The 25,185-nt window shown below is 64.5% G+C and carries 21 protein-coding genes; 15 read left to right on the forward strand and 6 right to left on the reverse strand.

Annotation, left to right across the window (positions count from 1 at the left end; translation table 11 throughout):
- Window positions 1-23 precede the first annotated feature (23 nt).
- From BM059_RS20940 to nahK, 15 genes are all read left to right on the forward strand, one after another.
- Window positions 24-950 (forward strand): LysR substrate-binding domain-containing protein, encoded by a 927-nt coding sequence (locus BM059_RS20940; RefSeq protein WP_037004884.1) that lies wholly within the window; start codon window positions 24-26, stop codon window positions 948-950.
- Between the two features lie 414 nt (window positions 951-1,364).
- On the forward strand, window positions 1,365-2,555 hold the full coding sequence (locus tag BM059_RS20945; RefSeq protein WP_074941205.1) for an aromatic ring-hydroxylating oxygenase subunit alpha: 1,191 nt from the start codon (window positions 1,365-1,367) through the stop codon (window positions 2,553-2,555).
- Between the two features lie 10 nt (window positions 2,556-2,565).
- Entirely contained in the window at window positions 2,566-4,011 is a 1,446-nt protein-coding gene (locus BM059_RS20950; protein ID WP_074941206.1) for an aldehyde dehydrogenase family protein, read from the forward strand.
- Window positions 4,012-4,016: 5 nt separating this feature from the next.
- Window positions 4,017-5,423 carry an FAD-dependent oxidoreductase gene (locus BM059_RS20955; RefSeq protein ID WP_074941207.1) on the forward strand — a complete coding sequence of 469 codons (1,407 nt, stop codon included), beginning with the start codon at window positions 4,017-4,019 and terminating at the stop codon, window positions 5,421-5,423.
- Between the two features lie 10 nt (window positions 5,424-5,433).
- A complete protein-coding gene (locus BM059_RS20960) occupies window positions 5,434-6,762 on the forward strand; it encodes an NAD(P)/FAD-dependent oxidoreductase (protein WP_074941208.1) in 1,329 nt (442 codons plus the stop codon).
- Entirely contained in the window at window positions 6,759-7,130 is a 372-nt protein-coding gene (locus BM059_RS20965; RefSeq protein WP_074941209.1) for an ethanolamine utilization protein EutQ, read from the forward strand. Before BM059_RS20960 ends, BM059_RS20965 begins: the two co-directional genes overlap by 4 nt.
- Before the next feature lie 117 nt (window positions 7,131-7,247).
- Window positions 7,248-8,522: an MFS transporter gene (locus tag BM059_RS20970; protein ID WP_074941261.1), complete on the forward strand. Its 1,275-nt coding sequence runs from the start codon at window positions 7,248-7,250 to the stop codon at window positions 8,520-8,522.
- Between the two features lie 37 nt (window positions 8,523-8,559).
- The gene (locus BM059_RS20975) at window positions 8,560-9,807 is read left to right on the forward strand and encodes a M24 family metallopeptidase (protein WP_074941210.1); all 1,248 of its coding nucleotides are present in this window, start codon (window positions 8,560-8,562) and stop codon (window positions 9,805-9,807) included.
- Between the two features lie 52 nt (window positions 9,808-9,859).
- Window positions 9,860-10,012 carry a hypothetical protein gene (locus BM059_RS25290; RefSeq protein ID WP_244154442.1) on the forward strand — a complete coding sequence of 51 codons (153 nt, stop codon included), beginning with the start codon at window positions 9,860-9,862 and terminating at the stop codon, window positions 10,010-10,012.
- Window positions 10,013-10,317: 305 nt separating this feature from the next.
- Window positions 10,318-11,871, forward strand: a complete 1,554-nt coding sequence (locus BM059_RS20980) for a BCCT family transporter (protein WP_036998436.1) — start codon at window positions 10,318-10,320, stop codon at window positions 11,869-11,871.
- A gap of 171 nt (window positions 11,872-12,042) precedes the next feature.
- Complete coding sequence (pqqF, locus tag BM059_RS20985; protein WP_074941211.1) at window positions 12,043-14,433, forward strand: pyrroloquinoline quinone biosynthesis protein PqqF; 2,391 nt, start codon at window positions 12,043-12,045, stop codon at window positions 14,431-14,433.
- Between the two features lie 327 nt (window positions 14,434-14,760).
- Entirely contained in the window at window positions 14,761-15,945 is a 1,185-nt protein-coding gene (locus tag BM059_RS20990) for a porin (protein ID WP_036998432.1), read from the forward strand.
- Between the two features lie 72 nt (window positions 15,946-16,017).
- The gene (locus tag BM059_RS20995) at window positions 16,018-16,410 is read left to right on the forward strand and encodes a hypothetical protein (protein WP_074941212.1); all 393 of its coding nucleotides are present in this window, start codon (window positions 16,018-16,020) and stop codon (window positions 16,408-16,410) included.
- 269 nt (window positions 16,411-16,679) lie between these two features.
- The gene (gene nosP, locus BM059_RS21000) at window positions 16,680-17,843 is read left to right on the forward strand and encodes a nitric oxide-sensing protein NosP (RefSeq protein ID WP_074941213.1); all 1,164 of its coding nucleotides are present in this window, start codon (window positions 16,680-16,682) and stop codon (window positions 17,841-17,843) included.
- Complete coding sequence (nahK, locus tag BM059_RS21005) at window positions 17,773-20,415, forward strand: hybrid sensor histidine kinase/response regulator NahK/ErcS' (RefSeq protein WP_167364593.1); 2,643 nt, start codon at window positions 17,773-17,775, stop codon at window positions 20,413-20,415. Before nosP ends, nahK begins: the two co-directional genes overlap by 71 nt.
- 123 nt (window positions 20,416-20,538) lie before the next feature.
- Here the strand turns inward: nahK and BM059_RS21010 are convergent, their stop codons facing one another.
- The 6 genes from BM059_RS21010 to BM059_RS21035 all read right to left on the reverse strand — a co-directional run bounded on the left by BM059_RS21010 (window position 20,539) and on the right by BM059_RS21035 (window position 25,172).
- The gene (locus tag BM059_RS21010) at window positions 20,539-20,958 is read right to left on the reverse strand and encodes a GNAT family acetyltransferase (protein ID WP_074941215.1); all 420 of its coding nucleotides are present in this window, start codon (window positions 20,956-20,958) and stop codon (window positions 20,539-20,541) included.
- A gap of 154 nt (window positions 20,959-21,112) precedes the next feature.
- Window positions 21,113-21,778: a response regulator transcription factor gene (locus tag BM059_RS21015; protein WP_036998423.1), complete on the reverse strand. Its 666-nt coding sequence runs from the start codon at window positions 21,776-21,778 to the stop codon at window positions 21,113-21,115.
- A gap of 23 nt (window positions 21,779-21,801) precedes the next feature.
- Window positions 21,802-22,377 carry a PQQ-dependent catabolism-associated CXXCW motif protein gene (locus tag BM059_RS21020; RefSeq protein WP_036998421.1) on the reverse strand — a complete coding sequence of 192 codons (576 nt, stop codon included), beginning with the start codon at window positions 22,375-22,377 and terminating at the stop codon, window positions 21,802-21,804.
- 229 nt (window positions 22,378-22,606) lie between these two features.
- The gene (locus BM059_RS21025; protein ID WP_036998420.1) at window positions 22,607-23,398 is read right to left on the reverse strand and encodes an ABC transporter permease; all 792 of its coding nucleotides are present in this window, start codon (window positions 23,396-23,398) and stop codon (window positions 22,607-22,609) included.
- Window positions 23,395-24,210 carry an ABC transporter ATP-binding protein gene (locus BM059_RS21030; RefSeq protein ID WP_074941216.1) on the reverse strand — a complete coding sequence of 272 codons (816 nt, stop codon included), beginning with the start codon at window positions 24,208-24,210 and terminating at the stop codon, window positions 23,395-23,397. Before BM059_RS21030 ends, BM059_RS21025 begins: the two co-directional genes overlap by 4 nt.
- Window positions 24,207-25,172, reverse strand: coding sequence for a YVTN family beta-propeller repeat protein (locus BM059_RS21035; protein WP_074941262.1), 966 nt, complete (start codon window positions 25,170-25,172; stop codon window positions 24,207-24,209). The genes BM059_RS21030 and BM059_RS21035 overlap by 4 nt, the downstream gene beginning before the upstream one ends.
- Between the last annotated feature and the right edge of the window lie 13 nt (window positions 25,173-25,185).

Raw genomic sequence — 25,185 nt, forward strand, 5'->3', positions numbered from 1 at the left:
CAACGCCTGCGTGAATTGCCTGCATGAAGATTCAACCTCTGCCTCCACTGAACAGCCTGGTGGCGTTCGAGTCGGCCGCGCGAAACCTGAGTTTCACCCTCGCGGCCAAGGAACTGAACGTCACCCAGGGTGCGATCAGCCGACAGGTGCGCCTGCTCGAGGACTACCTCGGCAAGACCCTGTTCGAGCGCACCACCCGCGAGATCAACCTCAGCCCGACCGGTAGCCACTACTACGACACGGTGCGCGAAGCCTTGCTGCAACTGGCCCACGCCACCGGCGAGATCCGCCACTGGCGGGGCGCGCAGCAGGTCACGGTGGTGACCAGTACCGCCATGGCCTCGCTCTGGCTGTTGCCGCGGGTCGCCGAGTTCCAGCGTGACAACGAAGAAGTGGACCTGCGCATCATCGCCTACGACCACGTCAAGGATTTCTCCCGTCTGGACTGCGACCTGGCGCTGTACTACTGCCGCACGCCGCCGAAGAACATGCAGGTGACGCCGCTGTTCGCCGAAGAAGTGTTCCCTGTGTGCAGCCCTGGCTACCTGGCCAAGCACCCGGATTTCTGCGAGCCGACGCAGCTGGCCACCGGCACCTGGCTGTGGCTGGAGGACCCGCAGCGTGACTGGATCAGCTGGCCGGAGTGGTTCCAGCGCCTGGGCTACAAGGCGCGCGAGCCAAGGCATCGGATCAACATCAACAGCTATTCGATGCTGATCCAGTCGGCGCTGAGCGGGCAGGGCATCGCGCTGGCCTGGTCGAACCTGGTCGACAACTACCTGCAGACCGGCGCACTGGTGCGGCCCATCGATGTCGCGCTGCATACCGATGCGCAGTTCTGCCTGCTTGAACCGCTTGGCCGCAGCAGCCGGCAGAGCGTGCAGCGCTTTCGCAGCTGGTTGATGGAGCAGGTCGCCAACGCGCCCGAAGATGAGGCGCAGAGCGGCTGAGACGAGGCTGGCGCAGGCTTGTGGCCTGCGCCAGCTCGTGCATTGCCTGCAGTGCAGGCGCTCAGTGAGGAGGGCGGTGCTGCCGCTGGTGGCGTAGAACCGCTGCGCAGCAGGCAGCGTTCGCCGGCTTGGCGAATGCCTGCGCAGCGTTGCGCAGTGGCGGCAAGATGGCACCGGCGACGACGCCGGACAAACCATTTCTGATCATGAGTCGATGAGCTCGTGACATGCATGAAGCCCCGTTTTTCTGGGCTCACTCACCTGTCTCTATCGATATTTATGATTTTTAATCATAAATATCTGCGCAAAAAATCGTTTGTCGAACAATCCCCTGCTTTTCGACACTGGTGACCAACGAGCAGCGCCCAAGCGCCTGCCGATCACCACCACCGTGCCTTGCAGGGGATAACAACAATGACTCAAGCCACTTCTCAGCAAATCCCAGTGCGTCAGCTGGAAACCATACTCGCGCCGATCCACCAAGCCACCGGCCTGTCCAACGCGTTCTACACCGATCAGAAGCTGTTCGAGCTCGAGCGCGACGAGGTCATGGGCAAGACCTGGGCCTGCGTCGGCTTCGCCAGCGACCTGAGCCAGAACGGCTCGGTCAAGCCAGTCGACTTCATGGGCCTGCCGCTGCTGCTGATGCGCAATCGTGAAGGCCTGGTGCAGGTATTCCACAACGTCTGCAGCCACCGTGGCATGAAGCTGGTGGAAGACGCCGGCACCGTGCAGGGCGTGATTCGCTGCCCCTACCACTCCTGGACCTACGACCTCAACGGCGGCCTCAAGGGCACGCCACATGTCGGTGGTATCGACAAGCACAAGGACGAGCGCTTCGCCTGCGAAAAGCATGGCCTCAAGGCCATCCGCAGCGCCATCTGGATGGACATGGTGTTCGTCAACCTGTCCGGCGATGCGCAGCCGCTGGAGGAGATGCTGGCGCCGCTGACCGCGCGCTGGAGCCAGTTCCTTGGTGACGACGGCATGGGCCTGATGCGCCGCCGCGCCAACATGGACTCGACCACGCTCGACATCGCCTGCAACTGGAAGCTGGCCGTGGAGAACTACTGCGAGGCGTACCACCTGCCGTGGGTGCACCCGAGCCTGAACACCTATTCGCGCCTCGAGGATCACTACAACATCCTCTTCGACGAGCAGTTCGCTGGCCAGGGCAGCTACGCCTACAACCTCTCCGACGTTGCTGGCACTCACCTGCCGCAGTTCCCCAGCTGGCCGCAGGACCGCCTGCGCAACGCCGAGTACGTGGCCTTCTTCCCCAACGTGCTGCTGGGCATCCAGGCCGACCACGCCTTCGCCATGCAGCTGGAACCGGTCGCGCCGGGGCGCACTATCGAGCACCTGCGCCTGTTCTATGTTGGTGACGAGGCGCTGAGCGACGAGTACGCCGCCTGCCGCAACGCCATTCTGGAATCGTGGAAGGTGGTCTTCGCCGAAGACATCGCCTCGGTCGAAGGCATGCAGAAGGGCCGTCACTCGCCGGGCTACGGCGGCGGCGCGTTCTCCCCAGAAATGGACATCCCGACGCACTACTTCCACCAGTGGGCCGCACGCAAGTTGCTGGCCCTCGCACAGAACGCCTGAGGAGGTCGTCATGTATCCGATTGCCTCTCACTGGCTCAATTACATCGATGGTGCCTGGGTCGACAGCGCCCAGCACCTGGGCGTGAACAACCCCGGTACTGCCGAGCCCCTGGCGACGATCGCCCAGGCTACCGTCGAGGACGCTGAGCGTGCGTTGCTGGCGGCGCGTCGCTGCGCCGACAGTGGTGAAATGACCCGTGCTCGCCCGGCGCAGCGGGTCAGCTTGTTGCTGCGTATCGCCGAGGAAATCCGCGCGGTGGCGGAGGAGGGCGCCTGGGTGCTGTGCCAGGAGAATGGCAAGAGCCTGAGTGACGCCCGCGACGAGTTCATCGAAGCCGCGCGCTACTTCGAGTACTACGCCGGCATGGCGGACAAGATCGAGGGCACCTCGATCCCGCTGGGTAACGGCTACATGGATTTCACCGTCTACGACCCCATGGGCGTGTCGGCGCAGATCGTGCCGTGGAATTTCCCGGTGTCCATCTGTGCGCGCTCCCTGGCGCCGGCACTGGCTGCTGGCAACGCGGTGGTGATCAAGTCGCCGGAGCTGTCGCCGCTGGGCATGTGCGTGCTGGTGCGCGCCATCGTCAAGGCCGGTTTGCCGCAAGGCGCGATCAACCTGATCTGCGGCCGTGGCCGTGAGGTCGGAGCGCACTTGGTAAGCAGCGCCAAGGTCGACCAGATCGTCTTCACCGGCTCGGTGCCTACTGGTCAGTCGATTCTGCGTGATGCGGCTGCCAACGCCATTCCCAGTGTCATGGAACTGGGCGGCAAGTCGGCCGCCATCGCCTTCGCCGACGTCGACCGCAAGCAACTGCTGGCCAACGTCAAGAACGGCATCTTCTTCAATGCCGGGCAGGTTTGCTCGGCCATGTCGCGCCTGCTGGTGCAGCGCGAGATCTACGAAGACATCGTCCAGGCGGTGGTCGAGCTGGCCGAAGGGCTCAGTGTCGGCCTCGGCCAGGACAACCCGGACCTCACCCCGGTGGTCAGTGCAGCTCAACTCGCTGGAATCGAAACCCTGTGTCGGCGCGCAGTCGATGAAGGTGCGGTACTGGCCACCGGTGGTGAGGCTCATAGCGAACTGGCCGGGCACTTCATGCGCCCGACGGTGTTCCGCGACGTGCGCGCGGACATGTGCATCGCCCAGGAAGAGGTGTTCGGCCCGGTACTGGCAATCATCCCCTTCGACAGTGAGGAAGAGGCCATCGCGATCGCCAATGGCACCGATTTCGGTCTGGTCGCCGGCGTCTTCACCCAGGACATCAGTCGTGCCATGCGCTGCGTGCGACGTCTGCGCGCTGGTCAGGTGTTCGTCAACGAATGGTATGCCGGCGGCATCGAAACGCCGTTCGGCGGCGTCGGCCTGTCCGGCTTCGGCCGCGAGAAGGGCCAGGAAGCGCTGTACAGCTACGTACGCACCAAGAACGTCGCCATTCGCGTGGCGGGGGAGTGAACGAGATGTTCAAGACCTGGCTCTGTGTGGTTTGCGGCCTCATCTATGACGAGGCCCTGGGCTGGCCGGACGACGGCATTGTCGCCGGCACCCGCTGGGAAGACGTACCGGCGGACTGGAAGTGCCCGGAGTGCAAAGTCGGCAAGGAAGATTTCGAGATGCTCGACATCAGCCCGGTAGTCGCCGCTGCGGCAGCGCCGCTCAGCACGCCGCTGCCGGTGCCGCCGCAACCGCTGCTGGCCGTGGCGACCGACGTGCGTCAGCCCATCGTCATCATCGGCAGCGGTTATGCCGGTTATGGCCTGGCCCAGGCCCTGCGCCGCGCCGATGCCGAGGTGGAAATCCGCGTGCTGACTCAGGAATCTGGTCACCTGTATTCCAAGCCGGCGCTGTCCATCGGTCTGGCGCAGGGCAAGAGCGCCGACGCGTTGGCCGGCGAGTCTGCGCTGGCCATCGAGAAGCGCCTGAAGATTCGCGTCTACCCGCATTGCACGGTGCAGCACATCGACACCACGGCGCGGCGCCTGCACACCAATATCGGTGAGATGGAATACGGCCAATTGGTACTGGCCAGCGGCGCCGCGCCGATTCGGTTGCCCATCGAAGGGGTCAGCGAGGCGCTGATCAGCGTCAATAACCTGCATGACTACCGCAGCTTCCGCGAGCGCCTGGTTGGCGTGCGGCGTGTGGCGATTCTCGGCGATGGCCTGATCGGCTGTGAATTCGCCAACGACTTGGCGGCCAGCGGTTTTCAGGTCAGCGTCATCGGTCTCGGCAAGTGGCCGATGGAGCGCCTGCTGCCGGCTGAAGTCGGGCAGCACCTGCAAGACGCGCTGGCGGCGCTCGGCGTCAGTTGGCATCTGCAGAACACCGTGCGCCGCGTCGATGCGCTGGAGCAGGGTTACCGGCTGACCCTGGCCAATGGCGACAGCCTGGAGGCCGATCTGGTGCTCTCGGCTGTCGGCCTGCAGCCCAATCTGGGCCTGGCCAAAGGCGCTGGGCTGGCCGTGAGCCGTGGGATACAGGTCGATGCTCAGTTGCAGAGCTCGCAGCCGGGCATCTACGCCCTGGGCGATTGCATCGAGGTCGGCGGGCAGCTGCTGCCGTATCTGGCCCCGATCAATCAGGGCATCGCCGCGCTGAGCAAGACCTTGCTCGGCCAGCCGACGGCGGTGAGCTATCCGCTGATGCCGGTGACGGTGAAAACCCCGGCCGCGCCGCTGTGCCTGCTGGCGCCGGCGCCAGGCACCGCCGGAGAGTGGCGCTGCACAGCGAACGACGATGGCCTGAGCGCGGGTTTCTACGATGCCCAGGGGCTGGCCTGCGGCTTCGTCCTGCTCGGACGACAGGCGCAGACCCAACGCAACAGCTGGCTGCAAAGCTGCCAGAACGCACAACGATCAGTGGCCTGAGGGCACGCGCATGAGCAAGCAAATCAATCTGCCCCATGATGACAGCAGTTGCGGCTGGTATGCCGCGTTGGGGCAACAGCCCGCGTGCAAGCGCCTGCAGGGCGAGCAGCGCGCCGATTACGCGGTGATCGGCGCCGGTTTCGCCGGCCTGGCCGCTGCACGCCGCCTCGGTGAACTGCTACCGGACAAACGCATCATCCTGGTCGACGCCCAGCGTGTCGGCCAGGGCGCTTCCGGGCGTAACTCCGGTTTCGTCATCGACCTGCCGCACAAGTTCGCCCTGGAGCATCCCGACCCGGCGCACAAGCAGCGCCTGCTGTCGCTCAACCGCGCCGCCATCGCCCAGCTACAGGGGTTGATCGAACGCCACGGGATCGACTGTCAGTGGTCCCACGCCGGCAAGTATCAGGGCGCCGTGGGCCAGCGTGGCCTGGCGTATCTGCAGCACTTCGAAACCTTGCTGACGAACCTTGGCGAACCCTTTCGCCTGGTCGAACGCGACGAGCTGGCGCAGGTGCTGGGCAATACCTATTACAGCCGCGCAATCTTCACCCCGGGTTGCTACTTGATGCAGCCCGCGGCGTTGGTCACCGGTCTGGCACGTTCGCTGCCTGACAACGTCGAGCTGCTGGAGGAGTCGCCCATCACCGGTCTGCAACGCGACGGGCAGGGCGGCTGGCTGCTGCAGGGTAGCCAGGGCACGATTCGTACCGAGCAACTGCTGCTCGGCACCAGCATCTTCACCCAGGAGTTCGGTTACCTGCGCAACCGCCTGCTGCCGGTGATGACTTTCGCCAGTTGGACGCGTCCGCTGAGCGATGCCGAGCTGGCGGCCTTCGGTGGTCAGCTCGACTGGGGCCTGACCCCGGCCGATCACGCCGGCACCACGGTGCGCATGACCCAGGATCGCCGTCTGATCATCCGTAACACCTACAAGCACGTGCCCAAGTACGGCAAGAGCACCAGCGACGCCATGCGCGAGTCGGTGCGCGACGACCATCGCAAGGCCTTTCTGGCGCGCTTCCCGCAACTGGCCGATGTGCCGTTCAGCCACACCTGGGGCGGTGTTTACGCGATCTCGCGCAACTTCACCAACTTCTTCGGCGAGCTGGAACCGGGTGTATTCGCCTCGGCCTGCGACAACGGCGTCGGCGCGGCCTGGGGCACCATCTCCGGCACGCTGCTGGCGGAAATAGCGGTCGGCAGCGACTCGGCACAGTTGCGCGATATCCAGGCCGTCACCGGCATGCCGTCGCTCAATCCGCCGGAGCCGTTCCTCGGCCTGGGCGTACGCTCGCGCATTCGCCTGGCGGCCTGGAACAGTCGGAGCGAGCTATGACTCAGGTCGTTTCCGGGAAAGGTCCGGTGCTGTTGGTCGATCACCATGATCTGGAGTTCATCCCCCGTGGCGGCCCGCCCGGTGCTGCTTTCGTGGCGCGGGCGATCAGCAACGAGATCTCGCCGAACATCGGCATCGGTTTCGCCCGCTGGGAGGGCGCCGAGGTGGCCTGGACCCTGCTGTATGACGAGGTGATCTTCGTCATCGAGGGCTGCTTCGAGCTCAAGGCCAACGGCGAGTTGTATCGCGTCAAGCCGGGGCAACTGCTGTGGATTCCCGAAGGCACCGAGCTGGTCTACGGCGGACATGCGCTGTTCGGTTACGTGGTCCATCCCGGTGACTGGAAGCAACGGCATGGTCTGGCCTAGCAGGTAGTTTCTCAACAGCCTGCTAGCCAGGGGAGCGTTACCGATGGTCCAGCTTTGCTGCGCGCCCGGCTCAGGCGTGGTGGTTCTCCGTGAAAAAGGGGTGAGCAATTGCTCGGACTGACCCAGGCGTTCGCTGCACTGTATCTGGCCAGCCTGTTGATGCAGCTCGGCTCGACCCTGCTGATGACCTATCTGGCGCTGCGCCTGACTGCCGGTGGCGTCGCCGAATTCTGGGGCGGCGCGCTGATGGCGGCCAATGCTCTGGGCATGGTGGTCGGCGGCAAGGTCGGCCAGGTGCTGATTGGTCGTGTCGGCCATATCCGCACCTACGTGGCCTGCTCCGGGATCATCTGCGCGGCGGTGCTGACGCATGCCTTCAGTGAGGCGTTGCCGCTCTGGCTATTGCTGCGTTTTGTCGTCGGCATGGCGATGATGTGCCAACTGATGGTGGTGGAGAGTTGGCTCAACGACTGCGCGCAGAGCGATCAGCGCGGCAAGGTGCTGGGCATCTACATGGTCGCGGCCTATGTCGGCATGATGCTCGGTCAACTGGCGCTGAGCATCGACGGCAACCTTGGCCTGCATGCGCTGCTCGGCGTGGTCATTGCCTTTGCCCTGAGCCAGGTGCCGGTGGCGCTGACCCGCAGTACCCATCCCGCGATCCTGAGCGCCGAGCCGGTCGACTTGCGCCTGTTTCTGCAGCGCGTGCCGCAGTCGCTGATCACCGTGCTGATATCGGGGATGATCAACGGCAGCTTCTATGGGCTGTCGTCGATCTACGCCAGTAGGCAGGGCCTGAGCACGGTCGAGGTAGGGCAGTTCATGGCACTGGCGATCGCTGCTGGTCTGCTCGCGCAACTGCCGCTCGGCTGGCTGTCGGATCGGCTGCCACGCACCAGCCTGATTCGTGGTGTGGCGGCGCTGCTGATCCTGGCTTGCCTGCCGCTGGCGTTCTATCAGGGGGCGTCGTTCGGTGTGCTGCTGTTGTTCAGCGCCTGCATCGGTTTTCTGCAGTTCTGCCTGTACCCGCTGGGTGTGGCCCTGGCCAACGACAACATGGAGCCGCGCCTGCGTGTTTCGCTGGCGGGCTTGCTGCTCGCCACCTTCGGCGTGGGCGCCTGTATCGGCCCGTTGCTGGCTGGCGCGCTGATGGAGCACTTCGGCTCCGCAAGCCTCTATTACTTCTTTGCCGCCTGCTCCGGTCTGCTGGTGCTGGCGGTGAGCCAGAAACGAGTGACTGGCGAATTTCTCCAGGCGGATGCGCCGCTGCAACACCAGGCCACGCCGGTTGGCCTGGCCTGCGCCACGCTGGCCGCGGCCGTGGAGCCCGCGCAGAGCGGTGAGGCTTCGCAAGCCGAGGCGCCATTGAGCGTCATTGAGCCGCCCGCATGACGGCGTCTCCCCATTTTATTCCCTAGGAAGTCTGGCCATGTTCGAAAACAAGAATAAGTACCTAGCAGACGAGACCGCCGCGCAGCCTCTGCGCAATCCAGTGAGCGTCGAAACGCATAAAGCGGCTTGCGCCTATCGTCTGCAACGCGTGCGTCAGCAATTGAAGGCCGCTGATTGTGCGGCCATCTTGCTGTATGACCCGGTGAACATCCGCTACGCCACCGACACCTCGAACATGCAGGTATGGACTCTGCATAACTACGCCCGCTATGCGCTGGTGTTCGCCGAAGGGCCGGTGGTGCTGTTCGAGTTCCACAACTGCGAGCACCTGCATGAAGGCAATGAGCTGCTCGACGAGATCCGTCCGGCGATCAACTGGAGCTATTTCGGCGCCGGTTCGCGGATCAGCGAAAAAGCCTTGGCCTGGGCCGATGATGTGTGCGCAGTGATCCGTCAGCATGCCGGTGGCAAGGTGTGCCTGGCGGTGGATAAGGCCGATCTGGAAGGTCTTGAATTGTTGCGTGACAGCGGCATGACCTTGGTCGAGGGGCACAGCCTGATGGAGGAGGCGCGCAAGATCAAATCAGCCGGGGAGCTGGAGTTGATGCGCTGGACTATCGCGGTGTGCGAGCGCGGTATCCAGCGCATGCATGACGAGCTGCGTCCGGGGATGACCGAGAACGAGCTCTGGGCTTGGCTGCATTACGAGAATGTCCGTCATGGCGGCGAATGGATTGAGACCCGCCTGCTGGCCTCCGGGCCGCGAACGAACCCCTGGATGCAGGAGTCCAGCAACCGGGTGATGAACGAGGGCGAGATCATCAGCTTCGACACAGACCTGATCGGTCCCTACGGTTACTGCGCCGACATATCTCGGGCCTGGACGGTTGGACACGTACCGCCCACCGCCGAGCAGCGCAAACTTTACCGCTTGGCCCATGAGCAGGTGCAACACAACATGAGCCTACTGCGTCCGGGGCTGAGTCACCGCGAGTTCGTCGAGCGTTCCTGGGATATCCCCGCCGCCTATTGGCATAACCGCTACTGCTGTGTGGTGCATGGCGTCGGCCTGGCTGACGAGTATCCAGCTCTCGCGCACAAGGGCGCCGATTGGTCCATTAGCGGTTACGACGGAGTGTTTGAGGAGAACATGGTGCTCTGCGTGGAGAGCTATATCGGCGAGCAGGGCGGTGCCGAGGGGATCAAGCTCGAACAGCAAGTGCGGATTACAGCGAACGGGTGTGAATCCCTGTCGCGTTATCCATGGCAAACGGACTGGCTCTGATGGCCTGCACTAGAAGACTTCCCGAATCTGACGAAATACGCCGATTCCGCTGATGGTCATGCTGCGCGTGCACCCGCAGGACGATGCACCGCTGCAGCTTCAGGCCGCACCCAATGGCCTCGCGTGTACGGCCCTGGCGGCGGTCATCGAGCCGGCGGTCAGCGTGGAGGCGCGAGTCGAGGAGGCACCCAGCCAGAGGCTCTGAACGGTCCATCCCGATCCGCGAATGGATGCGCAAAGCTCAGCCAGAACGACGAGCCGGCAGGTGCTTGCCTGGCGGCTCGCCAGCGCCCATGAAACATGGCGTTGGCGCGCTGTCGAGGCGCCCTGAGCGGCTGCTTATATTGATGATTAAAAGTCATAAGTCGCGCAGATTAAATGGTTTGTCGGTGGATTCGGGCCTGATCGACTATTGATCATCCGCAGCGCTTGCCGAGCCACCAACTGCACCAGCAGGGCTCGATCCGGATGCGGAGAAAACTATTACAAGAACAAAATCGAGGTGCGTGCATGAAGCCTATGGTTGCGCAAGACATCGTCGGTCGAGACTTCAATATCCGAGTGCTCGGCTTGAACTTCCATCGCGTCATATTCCCTGTTTCCTTCTCCATCATCCTGTTGCTGGTTCTCCTGGCACTGAGCAATCCCGTGGTCTTCGGCGAGACGCTGGAAGGCATCAAGGGCTGGATCCTGAAGAATTTCGACTGGTTCATCATCATCATGGGCAATCTGGCGGTGCTGTTCTGCGCCGGCCTGGCCCTGTCGCCGCTGGGCAAGGTGCGCCTCGGTGGCCGTGATGCCAAACCCGAATTCAGCACCCTGTCGTGGTTCTCCATGATGTTCGCCGCCGGCATGGGCGTCGGCCTTCTGTACTGGGGCGTCGCCGAGCCGGTGGCGCAGTACACCGCCTGGTGGAAAACACCGCTGAACGTGGCTGCCAGCACCCCGGAGGCCGCCCATGCGGCAATGGGCGCGACGATGTATCACTGGGGCTTTCACCCCTGGGCGATCTACCTGACCAGCGCGTTGGTGGTGGGGTACTTCTCCTACAACAAGGGCCTGCCGCTGTCGCTCAGCTCCGGTCTGCAACCGCTGCTGGGGCGCGGGCACCGTGGCTTGCCGGGGCAGATGGTCGACGTGTTCACCGTGGTGCTGAGCATCTTCGGCCTGGCCACTTCTCTCGGTCTGGGCGCGATGCAGGCCACCGCCGGCATTGCCCACGTGCTGGGTACACCGAATACCTTCGCCTTCCAGCTCATGTTTATCGTCGCGGTCACCTGTCTGGCAGGGTTCTCGCTGTGGCGCGGGCTGGATGCCGGGGTCAAGGTCCTGAGCAACATCAATATGCTGCTGGCACTGGTGCTGTTCCTGCTGGTCGCGGTCGGTATCGGTGGCATGGCGTTCTTCTCCAACACCCTGAACGCGGCGGCCGACTACGGCCAGATGTTCCTGCCACTGAGCAATTGGATCGATCGTCCTGATCAGGACTGGTTCCAGGGCTGGACGGTGTTCTACTGGGCCTGGTGGTGCACCTGGGGGCCGCTGGTGGGGATCTTCGTTGCCCGCGTTTCCAAGGGCCGTACCCTGCGTCAGATGGTCGGCATGGTGATGCTGGCGCCGACCGTGGTGACGCTGCTGTGGTTCTCGGCGTTCGGTGGCGGCGCCATCGCCCAGGTGATCGATGGCAGCGGTGCCCTGGCGGCGGGCCTCAGCGACGTCAACATGGCCATCTTCCAGTTCCTGGAGATGCTGCCGCTGGCTGGCATCGGCTCGCTGCTGGTGGTCGCCCTGCTGGTGTTCTTCATGGTGACCTCGGTGGACTCCGGCGCGCTGGTGATCGACAACCTGTCGGCTGGTGGTGACCCTGACACCCAGCCGGTGCAGCGCGTGCTGTGGCTGGTGATGATCGCGCTGGTGACCGTGACGCTGTTCGTGATCGGCGGCGATACCGCGCTCAAGGGCATTCAGGCCGGTGCCGTAGCCATGGGCCTGCCGTTCATGGTGCTGATGCTGTTGCTGATGATTGGCCTGGTCAAAGGCCTGATTGAAGACTGCCGCAGCTGACGTCTGCCAATCGACGCCCCGACACTCGCCGCAAGGCGGGTGTTGGGGCGTTTGCGTTTCTACGTGTACAGCTATTTACGACCAAAGGCGTGTTTTACCCAGTCGAAAGCAGCATTGTCTGGCGCTGGTACGTTATCGAAGCTTGACGGTACGCTGCCCAGAGAACCTTCGATGCCCCTGCACGCCGCACCTTCTGCCCCTGTTCGGCGCCTGGCCAATGGCGCGCAGTTGTGCGCGCAGCAACAGCTCTGGGCGCAGCAGGTGGGTGTGTGCCTGCGGGTGGCCGCCGGCAGCCATGACGAGCCGCATGCCTATCCTGGCCTGGCGCACTTTCTCGAGCATCTGCTGTTTCTCGGTAGCCGCGATTACCCAAGCGACCAGGGCTTGATGGCCTTCGTGCAAGGCCATGGCGGCATGGTCAATGCCTCGACCCAGGCGCGGCACACCGATTTCGTCTGCGAGCTGCCGGTCGAGCAGCTGCAACCGGTGCTGACGCGTCTGCTGGATATGCTCTGCCAGCCGTTGCTGGCGCCCGATGCGCAGCTGCGCGAGCGCGAGGTGCTGCACGCCGAATACCAGGCGCGTAGCCAGGATGCCGACAGTCGCATCGATCATGCCCTGGGCCAGGCGCTCGCCTCCGGGCATCGCTGCAGCGGGTTCCTGGCCGGGGATCGCCGCACGCTGGCTGTGGAATCTGCGGAATTTCAGCAGGCGCTGCGTGATCATCATCAGCGTCACTATCAGGCCGGGCGCATGTGCCTGACCCTAGTGGGGCCACAACCGGCCGAGCAGTTGCTGGATATCGCTGAGGCGCTGCTTGGGGCGTTGCCGGCGGGTGAGGGCGACGTTTGTTCCGCGCCGCCGGCCGACTTGTTGCCGCTGCGGGCGCCGTGCCTGCACCTGCAGCAAAGTCGCCCCGGAGTGCATCTGGGCGTTGCCGTGCAACTCGACACCCGCAATCTGGATGCGTCATTGGCGCTGTTACTGGATGCCCTGCAGGATCCTGCGCCCGGCGGCCTGCTCGCCGGTTTGCGTGAGCTGCAACTGTGTCGGCAGTTGCAGGCGCGGGTGCTGTATCGGCACGAGGGGCAATGCCTGTTGCGCCTGGACGCTCCTGGCGCCAGCGCAGGGCAGGGCGCCGCGTTGCGCGCGGTGGTGCAGAGCTGGGCCGCGCAACTGCATGGCCACGCAGGCTGGCCAGTGCGGTTGCAGCACCAGCGGCAGGCGGCAACGCTCAGGCTGCTCGGGCTCAGCCCGTTGGCACTGGCCAGGGAGCTGCAATCGCCTGCTCAGGACGACAGCCACACCTTGCGTGACCTGAATGCGCTGCTGGCGTGCCTGGCTCGTGGTGATGGACTGATCGAATTGCAGTGTGGCAAGCAGGCTCGCCCCCAGTGGTCGGCAATCGGCCTGGATTTGCCATTGCAGGCTTTGCCCATGCACTCAGCAGCGTCGTTACAGCAACGCGAATGGCGGCTGCCTGGCGATGATTCGTTGCTGGCCGGCGCTACCGTGGTATCGGCCGTTCTGCCATTGGCTGTGCTGCGACATCATCCGGGGCAGACCGAAGGTGGGCCGGCTGCGCTTTATTGGCGTGGCCCCTGTTCAGGCGCGGGCGACGCGGCGGCCATCGAAGCGGGGTTGCTGGCGCGCAGCGCCGATCTGCGCTGGCGCGGTGAGCGGCTCGGCATCGCCTGCCAACTGAGCGTGCAAACAGCCGGCTGGACGCTTTCATTGCGCGGGCCTGCGCCGCTGTTGCCGGCCTTCAGCGCCTTGTTGCTGCCGTTGCTGTTGGCAGCGCGCGAAGAACCGGTCGAACCTGTGTCCCAGGGCATGCTGCTGCGGGCGCTGCTGCAGCGTTTGCCGCAGCTGTGCGAGCTGCCCGTGGCATCGCGTCTGGCGGGGCTGAGTGTCGGGCTTGGGGTGAGCGAACAGGCGCAACTGACCAGGCTGTGCACGGCTGTCGAGCCGCTTGCGGATCTGCCGCCAACGCCACGCATCGAGCCAGGAATCGACTGGCACCAGGTCGCGCAGCCGGGTACGGATGCCGCCTTGCTGCTGTTCTGCCCGCTGCCTGCCGACGATGCCCGTACCGAGGCCGCCTGGCGTCTGCTTGGCCAGGTGTTGCAAGGGCGTTTCTACCAGCGCCTGCGTGGCGAGCTGCAATTGGGTTACGCGCTGTTCGCCGGCTTCCGCCAGGTGGAGGGCTGTCGCGGGCTGCTGTTCGGCCTGCAGTCGCCGGCGTGCGAGGCGGCCGGTATCTTCGAGCATATTCGCGCCTTTCTGGGCGAGCAGCGCCAGTCGCTCGCAGCCCTGGACGACGCAACAGTGTCGCGGTGTCGCGATGCCTTGTTGCCAGCGCTGAGCCCGGCCAAGGCCAACCTGGCGCGTGCCGAGCAGCTGTGGCAGCTGCATCTGGCAGGTTTGCCCGAGGTGCACCTGCAACGGGTGCAGCAGGCGCTGACAGCCCTGACCAGGAACGATCTGCTTCTGGCACATGAGCAACTGCTAAGCGCCAGCGACTGGCGTGTATTGGCCAGCGGAGCGCTTTCGCCGGTCTAGGCTGCGCAGTTTTTCCTGCTTCTCTCCAGCCTTATGCACAGGCCTGGGCACCTTGCGTTCGCCTGCGGGCATCTACTCCTTTTCCGTTGCGCAGCGTCTGCGCGGCGCCTTGCCGTGCGCGTCTACATCCTAGGGCTGGCCCGGTACTACGACCTTTCTCCCACTACCGGTAGCAGATCGGTCGCGAGCCGGCGGAAGCGCGACGGTAGTGCCCGGCCAAAGCAGCAGCGAATCGCTGCCAAGGCAGCGTATGGCCTGCCTGAGCCGCTTTCGATAATCGCCTCCGACACGACTGCCCTGGCGGTCGCCACTCAAGCGGAGAGCGTTATGCACAACAACAAGATCGCCATCACTCGACTTCTGCCCCTGACCCTGGCCACTGCCGTCGCTCTGGCGACCGCGCAGCAGGCCGCCGCCGAGATCGTCCTGTACGACAAGGACGACACCACTTTCTCCACGGACGGCTACATCAACGCCTTCTACGTCAACAGCGACGTGGATCGCGACGGCGAGCAGTTCGACCGTCGCCAGTCGCGGGTGAAGATGGGCTTTCTGCCCAACTGGATCGGCTTCAACTTCGGCAAGCAGATCGACGGTCTCAAACTGACCGGTCGCTCGTCCTTCTGGGTCACCATCAACGACAGCGAAACCAACGGCACCGATACCGCCATCGACGTGCGTCAGTTCTACGGCACCGTCTCCAGCCCGGAATGGGGCGAGGTACTGGTGGGTAAGGACTTCGGTCTGTTCTCGCGTTCCAACATCTTCCTCGACGAGCTGCTGGCCGGTTACGGCAACGTATCCGACACCCTGGGCCTGGTGGACGGTACCGGCGTGTCGTTCGGCAATATCGGCACCGGCTACCCGTACCCGTTCCCGACCTCACAGATCACCTACCGCAACAACAACCTGGCCGAAGGCCTGCGCGTCGCGGTCGGCATCATGGACCCGGTCGACACCAACGACGACAGTGCGACCGGCAAGGCCTACCAGGAAAACCCGCGCTTCGAATCGGAAGTCAGCTACCAGTTCGATGTCGGCGGCTCGACCATCTACACCTGGGTCAACGGTGCCTACCAGACCTCCGAAAACACCGACGACACCGTCGACAAGGTCACCTCCAAGGGCCTGGGTTATGGCGTGCAGGCCAAGTTCGGCGGCCTGTCGCTGACCGGTTCGGGCTTCCAGGCCAAGGGCATCAACCCGTTCTTCACCAACAACCTGGGCGAGCCGACCCTGCGCGACATCGACAGCGACGGTTACCTGCTGCAGGGCTCCTACACCTGGGGCAAGAACCGCGTGGCGCTGTCCTACGGCAAGACCGAGGACGACGGCAACGGCCTGGGCGTGGCGGCGGACTACGAGACCCGCGGCATCGCCTATTTCCGCACCATCAACGACAACCTCAAGCTGGTCGCCGAGTACAACCAGTACCAGATCGATGCCGCCGCCGGCAGCGGTCTGAACGAGGACACCGACACCTTCGCGGTGGGGGCGGTACTCAGCTGGTAAGCCGCATGGCTTGTCGACGACGGGAGGCCCAAGGGCCTCCCGTTCTTTTAGGGATCGAAAGAGAAAAACCTGATGATCGGACTCTGGAGCGAATCGGCTCAAACCTACCTGTTGGTGCTGGCGATCAGCACCACGCTGGTGTTCGCGCTGCCCATCTTCCTCGTGCCGCTGACCTGGGCAAGCCTGATGCGCTGGCGCATTCCGCAGGACATCGACCTGGCGGTGTATTTCGGGCGCTGTCTGGGCGCCTTCATCCTGATCGTCGAGGCGCTGATGCTGCGCGCCGCGCTAACCGGTGAAGCGTTGCACACCACCTTCGAGGTCCTGGCCGCCGTGGCCCTGTCGATGGTGCTGGTGCATGTGCACGGTGCGATCCGGCGCATCCAGCCGTGGACGGAAACCCTGGAGATCGGCTTCTACGCCGGGATGTTCGTACTGACCCTGATGTTCTGGCCGGCTCTGTAAGAGCGCTGGTGCGCACGGCGCACCCTACACAAGGATGGCGGCGTCCCAGGTAGGGTGCGCCATGCGCACCAGCGGTCTCCCGTTCGTGAAGACGAACGAGGTAGCCCGGATTAAATCCGGGAACGCATCCCCCGATTGCCCTTGTCGCCTGGCGTACTGCTTCGCGAGTACGCCCTACGGATCGACTACCCAGTACTCAAGTAGCATGGGGCGGCTGGCGCCGGCTTCGTAGAATTTCCCCATGACCAGCAGGTGCATTGGGGCGTGATATGGCCTTGCAACAGTCCGAAGGCGTACTCAGCGCCGTATCCAACACGAAGGACGTCGAGTTGGCCGCCCAGGAACTGGCGCGTCAGCTGATCCATCCCTATCTCGGTTTCGTGCTGTTCTTCTGCTCGGCCGAATACGACCTCGACGGGCTCGGCCAGGCTCTGGAGGCGCATTTCGGCGGGGTTAGCCTGGTGGGCTGTACCAGCGCCGGTGAGATCACCCCGCAGGGCTATGACCGTGGTTGCGTGGTGGCGCTGGGCTTCGACCTGCGCTGCTTCTCCATCGCCAGCGTGCTGATCGACGAGATGGAGCGCTTCAATCTGCTCGACGCGCAGCAACTGGTCGACGGCCTGGTCAAGGATTGTCGCAGCAACGAGCTGGCTTCGATCAAGGGCCACAGCTTCGCCCTGACCCTGCTCGATGGCCTGTCCAGCCGCGAAGAGCTGGTGCTCGGTGCACTCAGTGCGGCGCTGGGCAGCATTCCGCACTTCGGCGGCTCGGCCGGCGACGACAATCACCTGACCCACACCCATGTCTACCATGGCGGGCGCTTTCACAGCGGCGCAGCGGTGGTGGTGCTGTTCAACACCTGGCTGGAGTTCGAGGTGTTCAGCACCCACCACATCCAGCCCAGTGCGCAGAAGCTGGTAGTGACCCGCGCCGACAGCGCCACGCGCCGGGTGTACGAGCTCAATGCCGCGCCGGCGGCGCAGGAATATGCCGACATGATCGGTGTGCCGGTCGAAGCGCTGGATCTGCGCGCGTTCGCGGCCTATCCGCTGGCGGTGCGGATCAGCGATCACTACTACGTGCGCTCGATCCAGCAGGTGCATGACGACCTCAGCCTGACCTTCTACTGCGCGGTAGAGAACGGCATCGTCCTCACCGCCATGCACCCCGGCCCCTTGCTGCCGAACCTGCAGCAGTTGTTCGCCGGGCTGGAGCAGCGACTTGGTCCGCTGCTGCTGACCATCGGTTGCGATTGCTTCCTGCGCCGCCTGGAGATCGAGACCGATGGCGGCGTCGAGTCGGTCGCCACACTGCTGCGCGAGCAGCGGGTGATCGGCTTCAACACCTACGGAGAGCAGTTCAATGGCATGCACATCAACCAGACCTTTACCGGTGTCGCCATTGGCCGACCTGTTGGGCGTGCCGAGCGCTGAGCTGCAGGCCCGTTGTGCGGCACTGGAGCAGGAGAACGCCAAGCTCAAACGCATCAACGCCGCGTTGATCGAGCGGGTCGAGTCGATCCATTCCCGTGGCGATGATGCCTACGCGGCCTTCCAGCATTCGGTGGTGCTGTCCGAGCAGGTGCGCGAGCGCACCGACGCGTTGAACCAGGCGATGGCCGAGCTGAAGTCCAGCAACCAACTGCTCAGCGATGCGCGCCTGCGCGCCGAGACCGCGCACCAGCATTTGATCGACGCCATCGAGAGCATCTCCGACGCCTTCGTGCTGTTCGATGATCGTCAGCGCATCGTACTGTTCAACAGCCGTTTCAAGGCCCTGTGGGCACGTAGCCGCGCGCGCATCGGCACTGGTACGCGACTGGAGGAGATTCGTCGCCTGAGCCGCAGCACCGGCCTGGTGGTGGAGGCGCAACTGGGCAAGGAGGGCGAGCCGAGCCTGTTTCGCCTGCAGGACGGGCGCTGGGTGCAGGTCAGCGAGCGGCCGACCCGCGAAGGCGGGCTGGTGATCCTCTACACCGACATCACCGAGGTGAAGCAGAGCGAGGCGCTGCGCCGCGAGCAGGCCCTGGCGCAGAAGTCGCGCCTGCTGCAGCGTGCGGTCGACAACCTGTCGCAGGGCATGGCCATGGTCAATGCCGAGGGCGCGCTGGAGCTGTGGAACCACCGTTTTCTCGAACTCTGCGGCCTGGCGCCGATCAACGCCCATCGGCCGTTCGCCGAAGTGATGGCGGAAAGCGAGTTGGAGCCGCTGACCCCGGACAGCCGCGATGCTGGCGGCAAGCCGCTGCGCCAGGTGGAGGTGCGCCTGTTCGACGGGCGCATGCTCGAAGTGCGCACTCATCCGCTGCCCACCGGCGGCTTCGTCAACACCTTCACCGACATCACCGAGCGTCATCGTCAGGCCCAGGCGCTGAGCGACAGCGAGCGCTGGATCCGCCTGATCACCGACCACGTGCCGGCGCTGATCGCCTACCTGTCGGCCGATCTGGTCTATGAATTCACCAACAAGGTCTACGAGGAATGGTACTGCTGGCCGCGCGGCGCCATGCTCGGCCAGAGCCTGCGCGAAGTTCACAGCGAGGAGCATTGCCAGCGTCTGGAGCCTTACGTCGAGCTGGCGCTGTCTGGCGAGAGCGTGACCTTCGAATTCGCCGAAACCAACCACAACGGTCAGGAGCGCTACATGCTGCGTTCCTACGTGCCCAACCGCCAGGCCAGCGGCGAGGTGGTCGGTATCTTCGTGCTGATTCGCGACATCACCGAGCGCCGCCGCACCGCCGAGGCGCTGCATCAGGCTTACCAGCATCTGGAGCAGCGTGTGCGCGAACGCACCGCCGAGCTGACCACGGTGAACGACCAGCTGCGCCGCGAGATCGACGAGCGCACGCAGATGGAGGCGCGCCTGCGCGAAGCCAAGGGCGAGGCCGAGCAGGCCAACCTGTCCAAGACCAAGTTCCTCGCCGCGGTCAGCCATGACCTGTTGCAGCCGCTCAACGCGGCGCGGCTGTTCACCAGTGCCTTGCTGGAGAAGCGCGACCTGTCCGGTTGTGCGCCGCTGGTGCGCAACGTCAGCAACTCGCTGGAAGACGTCGAAAGCTTGCTCGGTACGCTGGTGGATATCTCCAAGCTCGATGCCGGGGTGATCAAGCCGGATATCGCGCCGTTCGCCGTCAGCGAGCTGCTGGAGAACCTGGCCGCCGAGTATCACCAGATCGCCCGCAGCGAAGGCCTGCGCCTGGATTTCCTGCCCAGCTCGGCACTGGTGCGCAGCGACGTGCAATTGCTGGCGCGGATTCTGCGCAACTTCCTCAGCAATGCCATTCGCTACACCGCCAGCGGGCGCGTCCTGCTGGGCTGCCGGCGGCGCGGCAACAGCCTGTCCATTGAGGTCTGGGACACCGGCATCGGCATCGCTCAGGACAAGCTGGTGGAGATATTCCAGGAGTTCAAACGCGGCGATAACGTACAGCGCAAGCAGGATCGCGGCCTGGGCCTGGGCCTGGCGATCGTCGAGAAAATTGCGGGCATGCTTGGCCACCGCATCCGCGTGGCGTCGCAGCAGGGCAGGGGTTCGATGTTCGCCGTGGAAGTGCCGCTGACCCGTCGCGCGCCGCGTGTGCGTACCGTGCAGGACAACCCGAATCAGTTGCTCGAACGCCTCAGCGGTGCGCGGGTCTGGGTGCTAGATAACGACGCGGCGATCTGCGCCGGCATGCGCACCTTGCTCGAAGGCTGGGGCTGCCGGGTGGTCACCGCGCTGAGCGAAGAAGACCTGGCGCGCCAGGTGGACAACTACCACGCCGAGGCCGACCTGCTGATCGCCGACTACCACCTCGACGACGAGCGCAATGGCGTCGACGCCGTGGCGCAGATCAACGCCCGGCGCAGCACGCCGCTACCGGCGCTGATGATCACCGCCAACTACAGCAACGAGCTCAAGCAGCAGATGCGCGAGCTGGGCCACAGCCTGCTACATAAACCGGTGCGGCCGATGAAGCTGAAGGCGGCGATGAGTCACCTGATGGAGCGTGGGGCGGGGGCTTGACCCCTGGTGCGCACGGCGCACCCTACGATTCAGCGATACGCCAAAGATATCGAAGGCTGCGATAGCCCCGTAGGGTGCGCCGTGCGCACCGAAGCTAGCCCGTAGTTCGGTGAGCCTGCGTTATCAATCATCCGCGATCAGGCGCTTGCCCAGGCTGACCGAGGTGTCGACCTTGTAGCCAAGCCGCTCATAGAAGGCCAATGCCGCCGCGTTGGTATCGCGCACCTGCAGGCTGAGTTTGGGGCAGCCCAGGGCCAGCAACTGTTCTTCGATGTACGCCATCAACTGACGGGCCAGGCCCTGCTGGCGTTGCTCTGGGCACACCGCCAGGTAGTTGACCCAGCCGCGATGCCCTTCGTAGCCAGCCATGGCCGAGGCCACCAGCTTGCCGTCGATCTCACCCACCAGAAACAGCTCGGACTGCACCTGCAGCTTGCGCTGGATGTCCTTGTGCGGGTCGTTCCACGGGCGGGTCAGGTCGCAGCGCTGCCAGAGGTCGACGACGGCGGCTTCGTCGGCGAGCCGGAAGGGGCGGATTAGCATGGTGGGCTCCAATCGATGAGGCCGCCGTTTTAGCACGGCTTGATGACTGGCGTCAGGACAACCTCGCTTGTCACTCCCGCGCAGGCGGGAGCCCAGGTGCTTCTTGGTTTCTGGTTGCCCGCCTGCACGGCAATGGCGGCCAACCTATCGAGTGTTAGCGCCGCAGGTAGGAGGCGAAGTCGATATCGCCGGCCGAGAGAATCGCCTGCACCCGGTTGTGCACGCCGAGCTTGCGCAGGATGGCCGAGACGTGCGCTTTGACCGTGGTTTCGGCGATATCCAGGCTGTAGGCGATCTGCTTGTTCGACTCGCCCTTGGTCATACGCTCGAGCACCAGCAGTTGCTTGCGCGTCAGCGCCTGCAGCAGTTCCGGGGCGATGCTGTGGTTGTCGTGGTGCTGGCGTGAGCTGTTGCTCTTCTGCGAGCGGATGATATCCGGCGGCAGGTAGACGTTGCCGTCGAGAATCTGCGCGATGGCGTCGGTCATCTGCGCCCGTGGCGACGACTTGGTGATGAAACCCACCGCGCCATAGGTGATGGCCTGCAGCACGATCTGCTTGTCTTGCTCGGCCGAGACGATCACCACCGGAATGGTTGGCGCCTCGTTGCGCAGGTTCATCAGCCCGCCCAGGCCGTGCATGCCGGGCATGTTCAGGTCGAGCAGGATCAGGTCCAGGTCGTCGTGGCTCTGGGTCAGCTCCAGGGCGCTGTCCAGGTCGGCGGTTTCCATGATCTCGCTGCCGGGAAAACCGTCGGCAATGACGTTATGGATGGCTTCACGAAACAGCGGATGGTCGTCGGCAATCAGAATCTTGTACATGGCCTTGCACCTCGTTGTTGTGATTATGGTGTGGCGGTGGGCGTGAGGAAAGCAGCAGGCAATTCGGCAGGTTGGGCGGGCTCCAGCGGCAGGCCGGCCTGTTCCCAGGCATCGACGCCATCACGGTACCAGTAGAGCTGGCGATAGCCCATCGCATGGGCGCGGCGCGCGGCGTTCCAGCTCAACCAGCAGTCGGAGCGGCAGTAGAACACGAAGGGCTGGCGCACGTCGCCGTGGCTCTGCTGGTGCAGGTAGTGGGTGAAGTAGCGCTGCCACTGCGGGGCCAGGTTGCCGTCGCCGGCGTTGGCCAGCCACAGGCTGCCGGGCAGGTTGGCGTGGGGCGCGTCTTCGACGAAGCGCCCCTGCACCCAAGGTCGACGGTAGACGTCGATCAGGCGGGTATCCGGGCGCTCGGCGAGCAGCTTTTGCAGCGCGGGGGTATCGACAACCTGCACGCCCTCCAGGCTGGTGGGCGTGGGACTGCGGTACTGGTTGTTGCGATAGCCGTCGGCATCGAACAGGTCGTCGGCACGCACGACGCAGACCAGCAGCAGGGAGGCGAGCATCAGGCCAGCTTGCACGGGCAGGCGGTACTTCATGGCAAGGTCTCTACTTATTGTTGTGCCGGTATTACAGGCCATGGTCGCGGGCTTGGGAATTCTACGATGGAGAGGAAAATCAGTACCAAAGTAGTAGTTGTGAGCGGTGATGGCTCCCACGCTCTGCGTGGGAGCAGATCTGCGCCCGTTCTGACTGACCGTCAGGTTCGACGCTGGACGCGGAGCGTCCTGGGATATATTCCCACGCGGCGCGTGGGAACGATCATGATCAGCCCACCTTGCGTAGCGCGGCATGCTGCGGGTTGAAGCTGGCCACGGCGAGCAGCGTCAGCAGCACGGTGAGGCCGGCGCAGATCAGCAGCGCGTCGAGGTGCAGACGCAGGTACAGGGCATTGCGCACCAGCTCCACGGCGTGGGTGAAGGGATTGGCCGCGCACAGCCAGTACAGCCATTCACTGGACTCGCGCATCTTCCACAGCGGATACAGCGCCGACGACAGGAAGAACATCGGAAAGATGACGAAATTCATCACCCCGGCGAAGTTCTCCAGCTGGCGAATACCGTTGGATAGCAGCAAGCCCAGGGCGCTGAGCAGCAACGCCACCAGCAGCAGCGCCGGCAGCGCGGCGAGCAGGCCCCAGGCCGGCGGCTGCACGCCATAGACCCAGGCGATGGCGAGGAAGGCGTAGACCTGCAACAGCGAGATCAGCGCCGTGGCCAGCAGCTTGGCCACTAGCAGAAAGGCGCGTGGCAGCGGGCTGGTGAGCAGCACGCGCATGCTGCCCATCTCGCGGTCGTAGACCATCGACAGCGAGCCCTGCATGCCGTTGAACAGCAGGATCATGCAGGCCAGTCCCGGCACGATATAGGTGTCGTAGGTGATGTAGGTGTCGTATGGCTCGATGATGGCGATGCCCAGCGCGGCGCGAAAACCGGCAGCGAACACCAGCAGCCACAGCAGCGGGCGCACCAGGGCGCTGAGAAAGCGCGAGCGTTGCAGGACGAAGCGCAGCCATTCGCGCAGGACGATGCCGCGCAGGCATTCCCAGTAGGCGATCATGGTTGCGGCTCCTCGGCGGGGTGTTCGCGGCTGAAGCCGCTCCTACGGGCCTGGGTATCCAGGTTCGGTCGAATCGCCTCACGCACATGGCCACGCCCCAGCGCCTCGTCGCCAGTCAGGCGGGCGAAGCTGATGGCCAGGTCGTCGCCGAGCTGGTTGGCCTTGCCCCAGGCCACACGCGCACCGCGATGCAGAATCAGCAGGTCATCGCTGGACTCGATCTCGTCCAGCAGGTGGGTCGTCCACAGCACGCACAGGCCCTGTTCGCGGCACAGGTTACGCACGTGCCGGCCCAGCGCCAGGCGGCTGGCCGGGTCGAGCCCGGCGCTGGCTTCATCGAGCAGCAGCAGGCGTGGTTGGTGGAGCAGGGCGCGGGCAATCTCCACACGGCGACGATGGCCGCCGTTGAGTGTGCGCACTTTGTCGTGACGGCGTTCGGCGAGATCCTGACGCAGCAGCTCCTCGTCGATACGTGCCTGCGTCTCGCGGCGCGGCATGCCGTGCAGCGCAGCGTGGTAGGCGAGGTTCTGCTGCACCGACAGATCGAGATCCAGCGTGCTTTGCTGGAACACCACGCCGAGCTGGCGCAGCGCCTGGCGCGGTTCGTCGCGCAGGCTGTGGCCGAAGATGCGGATATCGCCCTGCTGCAGGTCATACAGGCGGGTGAGCAGGGCGATCAGGGTGGACTTGCCGGCGCCGTTGGGGCCGAGCAGGGCGCCGAAACGCCCCGGCGCCAGTTCGAAGGCCAGGTCGCTGAGCGCCTGGCGCGCGCCATAGGCGAAACCGACACCGCTCACCTCCAGGGCGTTCATGGCGTCACCACCACGCCCCAGGGGTAGCGGCCGACCTTGATCGACTTGGTCACCTTGAGGCTGTCGACGTCGATCACCGAGACATCACCGCTGACGCCATTGGTAGTCAGCAGGCGCTTCTGGTCCGGGGTAAACGCCAGGTGCCAGACGCGGCGGCCCACCAGCAGGTAGTCGAGAATCTCGAAGGTCTTGGCATCCACCACCGCCACATGGTTGGCCGGGCCGAGGGCGACGAAGGCGTACTTGCCGTCGTCGGTCAGCTTGACCCCGACCGGCTGCACCTTGTCCGGGTGCACGCCCTTGATGGCGAAGTTGAGCACCTTGAGTACCTGACGCGAGTCCACGTCCAGCACCGTCACCGTGCCACCGATCTCGGCCGAGGCCCACAGGCGCTTGCCGTCCTTGTCGAACTCGACGTGACGCGGGCGCTGATCGACCAGGGTGTTGTCCACCAGTTGATTGGTGCTGGTGTCGATCCAGTGCAGCATGTTGGTGGTTTCGCTGGTGTTGACCGCCCACTTGCCGTCCGGGCTCACCGCCATGCCTTCGGGCTCCACGCCCACTTCGATCTGCGCCAGCACCTCGTCGCTCTGGGTGTCTACCACGGTGACCAGCGCATCGTCCTCGTTGGAGATGTACAGCCAGTGGTCGTTGGGGTGCAGGGCGAATTGCTCGGGGTCGGCGCCGGAGGGCAGCTCCTTGATGATCTTGTGCGTGGCCAGGTCCATCACCTGCACGCGGTCCGAGTCGCTGGCGCAGATGTACAAAAGCTTGTTGTCGGAGGACAACAGCAACCCGCGCGGGCGCATGCCGACGTCGAGGGTGGCGGTGACTTCGAGGCTGTCGAGGTCGATGACGCTGATGCTGTCATCCTTCTCGTTGGACACGTAGGCGGTGGCGGCGAAGGCCGAGTGGTAGACCAGGCCGAAGGCGACGGCGCAGGCGAGACGGGTCAGACGCATGGGGTTGATCCTC

Source organism: Ectopseudomonas composti (assembly GCF_900115475.1).
In the GTDB taxonomy this organism is placed as follows: Bacteria; Pseudomonadota; Gammaproteobacteria; order Pseudomonadales; family Pseudomonadaceae; genus Aquipseudomonas; species Aquipseudomonas composti.